This is a genomic window from Streptomyces sp. IBSBF 3136 (genome assembly GCF_036815105.1).
Taxonomy (GTDB): domain Bacteria; phylum Actinomycetota; class Actinomycetes; order Streptomycetales; family Streptomycetaceae; genus Streptomyces.
Map to the genome: position 1 here is coordinate 1 of NZ_JAJSZC010000231.1, position 12,726 is coordinate 12,726.

Consider the following 12,726-nt stretch of genomic DNA (forward strand, 5'->3'; position numbering starts at 1 on the left):
TTTGTGTGGGGGGGGGGGGGGGGGCCGCGGGGGGGGGCGGGGGGGGGGGGGGGCCCCCCCCCGCCGGGGTATGAGCGGGCGTTCCGGCGCCGGGCCGCAGGTGCGGCCGTGCCGTCGGTCGTGGGTGTGCGGGACGCCCGCGGGCGCGTGGCCCGGCTTGCACACCTGTTCCGCGAAGGACGCCGCTCCGGCCTTGGCCCTCGCCTCACTGAGGGTGTGCGCGGGTGCGAAGGTTCCGTCGATCGCGAACAGCGGCAGGGCGATCAGGCTGGCGGTGAGGAGGAAAAGCAGGGTCCGGGCCGTCCTGCCTCGGAACATGCACCCTCCTCCCGGCAGTTCACACCTTTCACGCGCACCAAGCACTGGTCAATGGTTGGTCAAGAAACACGTTAACCCTGCAAAGTCCTTTGCAGGGTCAACGGGGCGATACGCGCGGAAGAGAGCGTGAAAAAAGCCGGTCGGGTGGCGTGAACCAGTTCTTGTACTACTGGTCGACGAGCCCCTTCGCGTCCCGGGCGAGGGCGGTGAGCCGCGATATCGCGCGGAAGTACTTCTTGCGGTAGCCGCCCTTCAGCATCTCCTCGCTGAACAGCCGGTCGAACGGCAGTCCCGAGGCGAGCACCGGCACCTCGCGGTCGTACAGGCGGTCCGCCAGCACCACCAGCCGCAGCGCCGTCGACTGGTCGGGCACCGGCCGCACATCGGTGAGGCACACCGCCCTCAGCCCGTCGGTCAGGGCGCCGTACCGGCTCGGGTGCACCTTGGCGAGGTGTTCGAGCAGGTGCGGGAAGTCGTCCAGCGAGGTGCCCGGGGTGGAGTACGCCGCCTTGGTCACCTCTTCGTCGGTGAACGGCGCCGGAGCCTCGGGCAGACCGCGGTGGCGGTAGTCCTCGCCGTCGATGCGCAGCGCGCGGAAGTGGGCGGACAGGCCCTGGATCTCGCGCAGGAAGTCGGCGGCCGCGAACCGGCCCTCGCCGAGCTTGCCGGGCAGCGTGTTGGAGGTGGCGGCGAGCGCCACGCCCGCCTCGACCAGCTTGCCGAGCAGGGTGGAGACGAGCACGGTGTCGCCCGGGTCGTCCAGCTCGAACTCGTCGATGCAGAGCAGGCGGTGGCCGCCGAGGGTCTGCACGGTCTTCTGGAAGCCCAGCGCGCCGACCAGGTTGGTCAGCTCCACGAAGGTGCCGAACGCCTTGAGCGCGGGCTCGGCCGGGGTGGCGTGCCACAACGAGGCGAGCAGGTGGGTCTTGCCGACGCCGTAGCCGCCGTCCAGGTAGACGCCCCGGGGGCCGGCCGGCGTCTTCGGCGCCTTGGACCGGCCGAAGCCGAAGAGGCCGCGCCGGCCGCCGCCGACGGCGTGCGCCCCGCCGAGTCCGGCCGCGAAGCTCTCGAGGACCGTCACGGCCTCGGTCTGGCTGGGCTGGTTCGGGTCCGGGAGGTACGTGGCGAAGCGGACCGAGTCGAAACGCGGCGGCGGCACCATCTCGGCGACCAGCCGGTCCGCGGGCACGTGCGGCTCACGGGCGCACAGCGACAGTGGGCCCGCGTCGGGCAGGGGGCCGGGACCGGGGGCGGTGGAGGAGGACGACACGGTCACCCATGCTAAGCGCCGTGTCACACTGCACGACATGCGACGCCTGTTCCCTGTGACCTACGAAACAGCAGCCCAGGCCCCCGGCGGGGGTCCGGGGGGTCGGGAGGCGAGCGCGGCGGCCGGTGCGGACGAGGCCGCGGCGCCCGGCGGCCCCACCGGTGCCGACGCGGGGGCGAGCCGCGACTGGAGCCTCGCCGAGCTGGCGGCCGCCTACGCCTACCCGGAGCCGCGTACCGACGCCGGTGTCCCGCGGCCGTGGCTGCGGGCCAACATGGTCTCGTCCCTCGACGGCGCGGCCCAGCACGACGGGCACTCCCAGCCCATCTCCAGTGCGGCCGACATGCGGATCTTCGGCACGCTGCGGGCGCTCGCCGACGTGATCGTGGTGGGTGCGGAAACGGTACGGCAGGAGGGGTACCGCCCCGCACGCGCGCGTGCGGAGTTCGCCGGGGCCCGGACGGCCGCGGGGCAGGGCCCGGCCCCCGCGATCGCGATCGTCACCGCCGGCCTGGAGCTGGACTTCTCCCTCCCGCTGTTCACCTCGCCCCTGGTGCCCACCCTGCTGCTGACCGGCGCCGCCGCGGCCCCCGAGCGGGTCGCGGCGGCCGAGAAGGCGGGGGCGCGGGTGGTCGTCGCCGGGGAAGGGATGGGCGTCGACCCCGCGCGCGCGGTGCGCGCCCTCGTCGAGCTCGGGCACACCCGGCTGCTCACCGAGGGCGGGCCCCGGCTGCTCGGTCAGCTGGTGGCCGCCGAGGTGCTCGACGAGCTGTGCCTGACCGTCTCACCGATGCTGACCGCGGGAGACGCGCAGCGCATCGCCGGGGGGCCGTCCGTCACGGTCCCGCGCCGCTTCGAACTGGTGTCCTTGCTGGAAGAGGACGGTTTTCTGTTCAGTCGTTACCACCGGTCCTGACATGAGCGGAATCAGTCGTTCCGTTTAGCTTCCGGGCGGGCACACTAGGTCCGGCACTACCCGTGCGATCACGGGGCAGGATGGTTTCCGCAGGGCCTGACCCGGGCCCACGGAGGAGAGAGGCGTCTGGTGTTCACAAGCGTTCTGATGATCGAGAAGGCCCTGACGTCCGCCGACGTGGAGTTCGTCACCACCCTGCACGGTGAGGAGCCCGTCGCCTTCCACGTCCTGCTCCAGCCGCGCGGCGACCAGGCCGACCGGCTGCTGCGGGCCATCGACGACATCGCGCTCGGCGAACTGGACGAGGCCCGCCGCGAGGGCGAGACCCCGGAGGGCGAGGAGGCCAAGAGCGTGGGACGGCAGGCGCTCGACGTCTCCCTGACGGCACTGCGGGCCGCCGGGAGCGCGGCCGAGGGCCGGCTGGTCGAGGACCATCCGCTGGACGCCCTGAAGGGCCTGGTCGCCGAGGTGCGGGCCGACGAGGTCATCGTGCTGACCGATCCGCACTACGTGGAGGAGTTCTTCCACCGGGACTGGGCCTCCCGGGCCCGGCACAAGGTGGGCGTGCCGGTGCTGAAGCTGTTCTCGCACAGCAAGGCGTAGCGGGCCGCGACCCGGCGCGGGGCTCCGCCCGCCCGTTGCGGGGCGCCCGGTACGGCACCGCATAGGCTAGGGCTGCCCCCGCTCGTACCGGACGGGGCTGCCCCCGCTCGTACCGGACCCTATGGAGACCTGCATGGCACCCGGACTTCCCACCGCCATGGACCGACCGCACTTCATCGGCATCGGCGGCGCCGGAATGTCGGGGATCGCCAAGATCCTGGCCCAGCGCGGGGCGAAGGTCGCGGGCAGCGACGCCAAGGAGTCCGCGACCGCCGAGGCGCTGCGGGCGCTCGGCGCCACCGTGCACATCGGACACGCCGCCGGGCACCTCGCCGACGACGCGAGCTGCGTCGTGGTGTCGTCCGCGATCCGCCAGGACAACCCGGAACTGGTCCGCGCCGCCGAGCTGGGGATCCCGGTGGTCCACCGGTCCGACGCGCTGGCCGCCCTGATGGAGGGCCTGCGGCCGATCGCCGTGGCGGGCACGCACGGCAAGACCACCACCACCTCGATGCTGGCCGTCTCCCTCACCGAGCTGGGCCTGCACCCGTCGTACGCCATCGGCGGCGACCTCGACGCTCCCGGTTCGAACGCGCTGCACGGCGAGGGCGACATCTTCGTCGCCGAGGCCGACGAGTCCGACCGCAGCTTCCACAAGTACGCGCCGCAGGTCGCCATCGTCCTCAACGTCGAGCTTGACCATCACGCCAACTACGCCTCGATGGACGAGATCTACGAGTCCTTCGAGACCTTCGCCGGGAAGATCGTGCCCGGCGGCACCCTGGTGATCTCCGCCGACCACGACGGCGCGCGGGAACTGACCCGGCGGCTGCCGGACTCGGTGCGGACCGTGACCTACGGCGAGGCCGACGACGCCGACGTACGCGTCCTGGCCATCGTGCCGGAGGGACTCAGGAGCCGGGTCACCGTGCTGCTGGACGGCCAGGAGCTGACCTTCGGGGTCTCCGTGCCCGGCCGGCACTACGCCCTCAACGCCGTCGCCGCGCTCGCCGCCGGTGCCGCCCTCGGCGTCCCGGCCGCGGAGCTGGCGCCCGCGCTGGCCGCCTACACCGGCGTCAAGCGGCGCCTCCAGCTCAAGGGCGAGGCCGCCGGGGTCCAGGTCATCGACTCCTACGCCCACCACCCCACCGAGATGACCGCCGACCTGGAGGCCATGCGGTCCGCCGCGGGCGAGGCCCGGATCCTGGTCGTCTTCCAGCCGCACCTGTTCTCCCGCACCCAGGAGCTGGGCAAGGAGATGGGCCGGTCGCTCACCCTCGCCGACGCCTCGGTGGTGCTCGACATCTACCCGGCCCGCGAGGACCCGATCCCCGGGGTGACCAGCGAACTCATCATCGAGGCGGCGCGCGCCGCGGGGGCCGACGTCACGGCCGTGCACGACAAGGCGGAGATCCCGGCGGTGATCGCGGGAATGGCGAAGCCCGGTGATCTCGTTCTCACCATGGGCGCGGGCGACGTGACCGACCTGGGCCCGCGGATCCTGGACCGCCTGTCGCAGCAGTGAAGGGGCTGAGGCTCATGTCGTACGACGTCGAGAAGCCGGACGAGGAATGGCGCGCGGAGCTGACCCCGGCGGAGTACGCGGTACTGCGCCAGGCCGGCACCGAGCCCGCCTTCACCGGTGAGTACACCGACACCAAGACCAAGGGCGTCTACTCCTGTCGCGCCTGCGGTGCCGAACTGTTCACCTCCACCACCAAGTTCGAGTCGCACTGCGGCTGGCCGTCCTTCTACGACCCGAAGGACACCGACGCGGTCGAACTGATCGAGGACCGCTCCCACGGCATGGTCCGCACGGAGGTCCGCTGCTCCCGCTGCGGCTCCCACCTCGGCCATGTCTTCGCGGGGGAGGGCTACCCCACCCCCACCGACCAGCGGTACTGCATCAACAGCATCTCGCTGCGGCTCGAACCCGAAGAGGCCTGACACCTCCGCGGCTGAGGAACCCCCGGGGTTCCTGAAACCTCCGGGACCTCCGGGACCTCCGGGACCTCCGGGGCTCCCGGGACACCGTGGCTGGTGCCCGGCTCGCTCCTGTTTGAGATTCTGTGGAGGTGAGGGGTGTCGCACGCTGGATCCATGCCCGCGCCGGGTCCCCGCCGTCAGCCGGCCGCCGCAGGCCGCCCGGGGCGGGCGGGTCGCAGGACGAAGCGGCACGCCTGGAGACGCTGCGCGCTCTCGCCGACGGCATCGGCACCACCCTCGACGAGGGCACGACCTGCGCCGAGCTGACCCGGGCCGCCGTACGGCTGGCCGGTGGCGCGGCCGCGGTCCTGCGGCTGAGCGAGCGCACCCCCGCCGGGTACGAGGCGGCCGCCGGGAGCACGGACGCGCTGCCCGACGCCCGCTGGGTCACGGCCGCCGCCCGCGAGGCGGAGCCACCGGCGACCGGCGGGCGGCCCCGGCCGTGGACCGGCCGGCCGCCCGGCACCCCCGGCCACGCCGTCCTGTGCGCACCCCTGACCAGCGGAACCGACCGGTACGGCGTCCTGGTCGCGGCCCGGCGCGGCAGGCCCTTCACCCGGGCGGAGGCCGAACGGCTCGCCCTCCTCGCCGAACGCGCCGCCTCCCACATCCGCCACGCCCGTTCCCACGCGCTGGTCGACCGCACCGCCGGTGACCTGCAACGCGCCCTCCTGGCGGAACCCGGCCGACCGCACCCGAACCTGCACGTCGCCATCCGCTACCTGCCGTCCGGCAGCAGCCGGGTACTGGTCGGCGGCGACTGGTGCGAGACCGTACGGCTCCACTTCGGCCGCACCCTGCTCGTCGTCGGCGACGTGATGGGCCACGGCCTGGAGGCCGCCGTCGACATGAGCTCCTACCGCTCCGCGCTGCGCTACATCGCCTCCGCCGACCTGCCCCCGCACCGCGTCCTGCGGCAGCTGGACGACGTCGCCGCCACCGAGGGCGGGCGCAGACCGGCCACCTGTCTGCTCGCGCGGGCCGACCCCGGCCGGGGCCGGCTCACGCTGGCCAGCGCCGGCCACCTGCCGCCCCTGCTCATCGACGGGGACGGCCGGGCTGCCCTGCTCGGGGTCCCGGTCGGGCCGCCGCTCGGCACCGGCTTCGGCGGCTACGAGTCCGCCACCCACGAGCTGGCCCCCGGCCAGACCCTGGTGCTGTTCACCGACGGCCTCGTGGAACGCCGCGGCGAGGACATCGACAGCTCCCTGGCCCGGCTGGCCGCCCTCCGCTTCACCCCCGGCGACAGCGTCGACCTCATCCTCGACACCATCCTCGGCCGCCTCGACGCCCGCCACGCGGAGGACGACGTGGCCGTCCTCGCCGCCCGGCCGCACCCGCGCCGCGGGCACCCACCGGCGGAGGAGGGCGCGGAGCCGACGGGAAGTTGAGCCCCCGCTCAGGCGCCCGCGTGGACCAGTGCCGCCCAGGTCCAGGGGTGGTCCGGGGCGGCCGTGCGCAGCGCTCGTACCGTGTCGTGGAGGGCGAGGGCGGCCGGTAGTGGGCCGGGGTCCGGCAGGGCGGGGGCCAGGGCGCGGTGGAAGGCGGCCGCCGCCTCGGCGGCGAACGCGTCCCCGACCTCCCACAGGGTGGCCACCGACTGGGTGTAACCGGCCAGCTGGAAGGCCGAGGCCAGGTGGATCACCTCGTCCACGAGGGCGGGGTCCGCGCTGCCCCGGGCCGTCCCGCAGGCCGACAGGTACGCCAGCTCGGCCGACTCCAGCCGCAGATCGGCGATGTCCCCGATGAGCAGGTCGCCGTCGGCGAGCAGCAGCCGGCCGGCGGCCGTGTCCTCGGGGTCGCCGTCCGCGTGGCAGGCGAAGTGCACCACGGCCGCGTCGAGCACCGCCGAGCGCACCGCCTCCCGGGTGGCGGCCGGTCCGATCAGCGGGGTGCCGCCGCCCGCCGCGACCGCCGCGGTGGCCTCGGCGACCGTCCGGGCCAGCGGCGCCTGCCCGGCCGTCTGCGGCATGGCCACCGCGAGCACCCGGCGCCGCCCCGGGTCGGCGCGCCGGCGGGCCCTGCTGTACAGCAGGGCGCGCAGCGTCGGCGTGTAGGAGGAGGCGACCCGGTCGAGGACCGCCGGGCCGCCGGGGCCGTGGTGCCCGGCGGCGTGCAGCGGGAAGGAGTTGAGCACGCCGGACGGCGACCACCACAGGCGCGGCCAGGGCGCACCGGGACCGGGCGGCCCGGTCAGCCCCAGGGAGTCCAGGACCGGTTCGGCCAGGACGTCCCACAGCCAGGCCAGCGTGCCGGTGAACACCTCCCGCGCCTCCTCGTGCAGGGGGTCGCGCGGTCCCGCGGTCAGCACCTCGACGGCCAGCCGGAACGACTCGGCCTGTGCCACGAGGTCGGAGGCGTACAGGCGGGGCAGTCGCACGGTGCGCAGCCCGTCGGCGCCGAGCACGAGCGCGTCGCAGCGGCGCGGATGGACGTTGACACTGACCACGGGCCCTTCGGCGGCCGCGGGCAGCAGGTCGTCCAGGCCGAGCGGCAGCGGGGTGAGGAACCGCTGGAAGCCCGGGCGCCCCTGGAGTTCGGTGATCACCCGGGCCGCGTCCTCCTGCGCCGTCCGGTAGGCGGCCGTCTCCTCGTCGCTCGGCCAGCGGCCCGGCTCCGCGTCCTTGCGCAGGGTGTGCAGCCGGTCCAGCGCGGTCCGCAGCCGGGCATGCAGGTCGGCGTCGGCGCCGTGCAAGCCGGAGAGCTCGCGCCGGGCGTTGAGCGCGGTGGACAGCAGATGGGCCCGGCCGTCCTCCAGGCTCTCCAGGGCCGCCACCGGGTCGCGGCCGTCGAGGGCCTTGGCGGCCTGGTCCGAGGCCAGCCGGGTGATCAGGCCGGCCGGCCGCCCGGCCGGAGCGGGACCCTCGTCGTCCAGCAACTGAACATTGCGCAGGCGTGAGTTGACCGCCAAGGTCCACTGCGTCAGCAGCATCACCGTGCGCAGGTCCGGATCGGGCGCGGCGGTCAGCTCCCGGGCGATCTCCACCGCCTCGGTGAAGTCGGCCTCCTCGGACCACAGCACGTACCGGATGAAGAGCGAGACGGCCAGGGAGGTCCGCGTCCCGACGTGCTCCGGGGTGCCCGGGGTCAGTCCGGAGAGCCTGCGGCGGGCGGCCCGCACCCCGCCCTCCAGATACCGCAACTGGTCGAAGGGCGACTCGGAGGCGTACGCCAACGCCGTGTAGCCGCCCAAGAGTTCCGGTGTCAGACCCATCTCCCGCATGCGGCCGGGCAGGTCCTCGATCATCCCGCGCAGCAGCGGCAGGGACGCCCGCATCCGGGCGAGCCGTTCCTCGTCCGGACCCGGGTCGTGCATGACCCGGGCCAGGGCCAGCATGGCCTGCCCCTCCTTCGCCATGCGGTACTCGGGGGAGTCCGGCGCCAGCCGGGGCAGCAACCGCGCGTGGACCTCCTGGAGTTCGTCGAGCGGGGCGGTGTCCACCGGCTGGGCGGGCGGCCGCGGCTCACGGTCGGCGCCGCCACCCGTCATGAGCTCGGCCAGGGCGTGCTCGCGCTCGTCCTCGGGCAGCCTGGAGACGCGCCGCAGCTCCATCTCCACCGCCCTGGTCATGACGTCGTCGAGCGAGACCTCCTCGGGATAGCCGAGCAGCAGGGTGCCGAAGTCCATCAGTTCCTGACCGCGGCTGCCGCCGCCGGGCCCGCCCATGCCCAGCAGGCGCATCACCGCGGCGATGGGGTGGCCGTCCCCCTCGCCGGACAGCGCCGACCGCATCAGTCCGTCGATGGCGTCGGAGTCGGCCCGCTGCTCGGGGCTGAGGTTGTCGCGGGAGGACAGCTCGCCCTTCAGCACCGCCGCCCGGCGCATCAGCCGTCCGGCCCGCGCGGTCCGCTCGGCGTCCCCGGCTAAGTCCGCGTCGGCCCCGCCGAGCAGGTCGACGGCCTCCTGCGGCCGCCGCGCGGCGACCAGCGCGTCCGCCAGCCGCAGCAGGACGTCCGCCCGCTCGGGGTGGCCGCCGGGGGTCAGATCGAGCAGCCGGCCCAGCACCTCGACGGCCTCGGCGGCCGGTGGGACGGACCGCGCCCGGTCGCCCGGGGCCACACCGATCAGGACGGCCTCGGCGAGCCGGCCGAGGCGGTCGCGGAGCGACTCCGTCTCCCCGGCCGGGGTGAGATCGAGGGAGCGCCGGAGCGCGCCGACCGCCTCCTCCCGCACCTGCGGCCCCACCTCCTCGCCCGCCCCGGCGCTGAGGGCGTAGGCGGTCAGGGCGTAGCCGAGGTCGGAGTGCATCTGGGCCACGTTCTCGTCGGCGGGACCGGCGCACCAGGTCGCCGTGCGCAGCGACTCGGCCGACTCCGCGAGCAGGGCGCGGTCCTCGCGCGCGGCCGCCAGGGCCAGCAGCGCGAGACCGAGACCGTTGGCGCAGCGGGCGCGGTTGGGATGGTCCCCGGGGGTGCCCGCGAGCGCCGTGCGCAGGACGTCCACGGCCTCGGCGAGCCGATCCGGGGCGGCCCCGGCGCCGCCGGCGCCCAGCAGCAGCGCGTAGCCGAGGTTGCAGCCGGCCAGCGCCCGGTCGGGCCCTTCCGGCGCGAGGCAGGGCATGGCCTGCCGGGTCAGACGGACGGCCGCCTCCCAGGCCTCCGGCCGGCCCAGCACGATGCCCAGCTCCAGCAGCAGCATCGCCACGTTGGACAGGGACGCCGCGTGCTCGTGGACGATCGCCCGCGGCTCCTGGGGCCGCCGGCCCTCCGGACCGAGGAGTTCGTCCAGCGCCGCGCGCAGCGGCGGCGGCAGCACGTCCGGGGTGCCGGGCAGGTGGCAGTAGAACGGGGCGAGCAGCAGCAGCCCGTACCGGCCCTCCTGCTCGGCGGTGGGCGCCTCGCGCCGGTCGTCGGCGCGGATCAGCAGCGTCACCCCGAGCGTGTAGGCCACCTCCTGGTCGACGTCGTAGCCGCCGTCCGGGCCGGTGCCCACCAGGTGCCGCAGCAGGGCGTCGGTCTCGGCGCGCGCCCCCGCGGTGTGCAGCGCCGTGGTGCCGCCGGGGCCGCCGAGCCCGTCAAGACGGGTGCGGACCGCGGCGAGCAGCCGCTCCCGCTCGGCCCGCCGGTCCGCACCGGCCGGCTCCTGTTCCCACGCCGCGTCCGTCGCCATGCTCCACACCTCCTGGGCCCGCGTCCCGGCGGACCCTCACCTGTGCCGGGGACCGGCCCCCTTGCGGAACCGCTCGGTGACGGCCGGTCCGATGCTCGCCCGCACCGGACGGGTCTCCGGGTCGAACCGCTCGAACAGTTCCGGCAGATGCACGTCCACGGCCGACTCCACCAACTCCGCGTACACGTCGGCCCGTTCCCGAGCGCGCCGCCACGCCACCAGAGCGGCGCCCACCCCGGCCACGGCGGCCGGCCACCACACCGCGCCCAGCAGCAGGTACAGCACCGCCCAGCCGCCCAGGCGCAGCGCCTCGTCCAGCGCCTGCCGGGACTCGGTGAGCGGCGCACGGGTCGAGTCCGGCAGCAGCAGCCACAACCGCGGCCAGGCGTCCGCCAGTTCCAGCCGGTACTGCCCCCGGACGCGGACCGCCGGGGCCCGCAGCCGGTCCCCGAACCAGGTCGGACAGGCGGGCCGGACCAGTGCCACCTCGTTGCGCGCCGCCTCCAGGCCGCCGAGCGCGTCCGTGCCCTCGGCACCCCGGCAGGCGTCGTCGCGCTCCGCCCACCGGCGTCGCCGCCGCTCGGTGAGCCGGTCCGCGAGCCGCCCCAGCGGCCGGGGCCAACTGCCCCGCAACGCACGCTCGTACGGCCCGGCCAGCGCGTCGGCGAACAGGGCGGCGGCGAAGGACGCGGCCAGCACCCCGAGCAGCAGCACCGCCGTCCGGGTCGAGCCGGAGCCGCCGGCGGTCAGCGCCCCCAGCCGGTGCCGCAGCAACTCGACGTCCAGCGCGTGGCGTTGGCCGAGCGCCAGGCCGGCCGCCGCCAGCGCGGTGAACACCAGACCGGGCAGCACCAGCGCCGCGGCCCAGCGCTCGGCCAGCCTCCGGCCCATGTCGGTGACCAGCCCGGTGAGCATGCCGGGCCGCTCAGCTCTCGGCGTCGAAGCGCAGGGCCAGGTCGAACACCTCGCACACCGGCAACTCCGCGTCCGCTCGCCGCCGTTCACGGCGGGCGCAGACCCCGCGCGGGCAGACGTGCTCACCCCGCACCGCGTGCGGGCCGTCGTCGGCGACGGCGGTCGGCAGCGCCGAGCGGGCCGTACCCGGCTCACCCGAGCCGACCGGGCCGGCCGTCTCGCCCGCCCCCGCAGCCGTACGCGCGCGCAGCAGCCCGAGCGCGGACAGATACTCCTCGACCGGCTCACCGTCCCGGGCGGCCCGCACGGCGCGGTCGATCACCAGCCGCTTCGCCGCCCCCACCGGACCCCGGTGCATCCGGCGCAGCCGGGGCAACTGGTCGCACAACAGGGCGACTTGCTCATCCCGTTCCTCAAGTGACGACACATCACCCATGGTAGTCGGATCCTCTACGCTTGATCCCGGGTTCGGCCCGAGGAGCACCGGGGACCGCGGCAGCGGCACAGCGGACGGGGGTACGGGTGGACGTCCTGCTCGGCACCGGGGACGGGGAGGGCGCCGCACGGGCCGCCGCGCCCGGCGCCCCGCGCACGCCGCACTCACCCGCGCCCCGTGCCGTCTTCCGCCGCGACCTGCGCACGGTGCGGAACCGGCTGTGGGCCGCCGCCGGCGCCGGGGCGGGCGCGCTGGTGTGCTCCCTGTCCGCCGGCAGCGCCCGCGCGGTGGGCGCGCCGCCGCCCGTGGTGGCCGAGAGCGTGCTCGGCGCGGCCGTCCTCGTCCTGCTCTGCCTGCGCCTGCTGTTCACCTCCCTGCCGCCGGCCGCGCTCGTCGTCGACGCCGACGGACTCCACTGGCGCGGCCCGCTGCGCCGGCTGCGGCTGCCCTGGTCCGGCATCGACCACATCGGCGTGGTCCCGGCCGCCGACCGCCGCCTGCTGTGCACCGGACACCGCTTCCCGGAACTGCTGCTGGTGCGCACCGCGTCCCCGGCCGCCCGGCGCCGGCCCGGACTCCTCCTCCGCGTCGTCGAGCCGACGCCCCGCTGGGACCGGCACTGGGGCGGCCTCACCGTCGACCTGCGCCTGCTGGACGCCGACCCGGCCGCCCTCGACGCGGCACTGGAGGCGCACGCCGGACCACGCTGGCGCCGTACCGGACTGCCGCCGGACGGCCCCGGGGAGGTCGGCGGGTCCACCCGCCCGGCACCCGCACCTGACGGCACGGCGCCGGCCCGCCGGCACCGGATCCCGGGCCGCCTGCGGTCCCCGTTCGCCGCCGCCCTCGCGCACCAGGGCCGCCGGTTGTCGGTGGCCGTGTGGCTGCTGTGCTGCTGGGGATACGGGTGGCACAGCGCCGTCCGCCCGGCCGCCGGGCCGCACTGGCCGTACCTGGGCGCCGCCGTCGCCGCCCCCGCCGTCGTCCTGCCCCTGGCCGCCGCCGTCGACCGGCTGCTCGGCCGGCGGTGCGTCCTGCACCTGGACCCCGGAGGTCTCCGGCTGCACGTCGGCGCGGACGGGCGGACCCTGCCGCGTTCCGCGGCCACCCGCACGGCGATCGAGTCCCCGTCCGGCGCGGGCGCCGACCGCCGCCCGCGCTGGACCCTGCTC

The 12,726-nt window shown here is 75.6% G+C and carries 9 protein-coding genes and 1 pseudogene; 6 read left to right on the plus strand and 4 right to left on the minus strand.

The window, feature by feature from the left end; genetic code table 11:
* Positions 1-484: 484 nt before the first annotated feature.
* A complete protein-coding gene (zapE, locus tag V7E45_RS33485) occupies positions 485-1,588 on the minus strand; it encodes a cell division protein ZapE (protein WP_333778010.1) in 1,104 nt (367 codons plus the stop codon).
* Positions 1,589-1,625: 37 nt separating this feature from the next.
* Between zapE and V7E45_RS33490 the strand changes: the two genes are divergently transcribed.
* The 5 genes from V7E45_RS33490 to V7E45_RS33510 all read left to right on the plus strand — a co-directional run bounded on the left by V7E45_RS33490 (position 1,626) and on the right by V7E45_RS33510 (position 6,484).
* Positions 1,626-2,504, plus strand: coding sequence for a pyrimidine reductase family protein (locus tag V7E45_RS33490; protein WP_333778011.1), 879 nt, complete (start codon positions 1,626-1,628; stop codon positions 2,502-2,504).
* 129 nt (positions 2,505-2,633) lie between these two features.
* A complete protein-coding gene (locus tag V7E45_RS33495) occupies positions 2,634-3,107 on the plus strand; it encodes an indole-3-glycerol phosphate synthase (protein ID WP_333778012.1) in 474 nt (157 codons plus the stop codon).
* Positions 3,108-3,240: 133 nt separating this feature from the next.
* On the plus strand, positions 3,241-4,632 hold the full coding sequence (murC, locus tag V7E45_RS33500) for a UDP-N-acetylmuramate--L-alanine ligase (protein ID WP_333778013.1): 1,392 nt from the start codon (positions 3,241-3,243) through the stop codon (positions 4,630-4,632).
* A gap of 14 nt (positions 4,633-4,646) precedes the next feature.
* Positions 4,647-5,054: a peptide-methionine (R)-S-oxide reductase MsrB gene (gene msrB / locus V7E45_RS33505; RefSeq protein WP_333778014.1), complete on the plus strand. Its 408-nt coding sequence runs from the start codon at positions 4,647-4,649 to the stop codon at positions 5,052-5,054.
* 128 nt (positions 5,055-5,182) lie between these two features.
* Positions 5,183-6,484: a PP2C family protein-serine/threonine phosphatase gene (locus V7E45_RS33510; RefSeq protein ID WP_333778015.1), complete on the plus strand. Its 1,302-nt coding sequence runs from the start codon at positions 5,183-5,185 to the stop codon at positions 6,482-6,484.
* Between the two features lie 8 nt (positions 6,485-6,492).
* Here V7E45_RS33510 and V7E45_RS33515 read toward each other — a convergent pair whose 3' ends face one another.
* From V7E45_RS33515 to V7E45_RS33525, 3 genes are read right to left on the minus strand one after another with little or no spacing between them, the layout of a single operon-like run.
* Positions 6,493-10,203 carry a CHAT domain-containing tetratricopeptide repeat protein gene (locus tag V7E45_RS33515; protein ID WP_333778016.1) on the minus strand — a complete coding sequence of 1,237 codons (3,711 nt, stop codon included), beginning with the start codon at positions 10,201-10,203 and terminating at the stop codon, positions 6,493-6,495.
* A 36-nt stretch (positions 10,204-10,239) separates the two neighbouring features.
* The gene (locus V7E45_RS33520; protein ID WP_333778017.1) at positions 10,240-11,118 is read right to left on the minus strand and encodes a hypothetical protein; all 879 of its coding nucleotides are present in this window, start codon (positions 11,116-11,118) and stop codon (positions 10,240-10,242) included.
* 10 nt (positions 11,119-11,128) lie between these two features.
* Positions 11,129-11,545, minus strand: coding sequence for a hypothetical protein (locus V7E45_RS33525; RefSeq protein WP_333778018.1), 417 nt, complete (start codon positions 11,543-11,545; stop codon positions 11,129-11,131).
* A gap of 95 nt (positions 11,546-11,640) precedes the next feature.
* Here V7E45_RS33525 and V7E45_RS33530 point away from each other — a divergent pair.
* A pseudogene (locus V7E45_RS33530) lies at positions 11,641-12,726 on the plus strand (hypothetical protein); the annotation flags it as partial.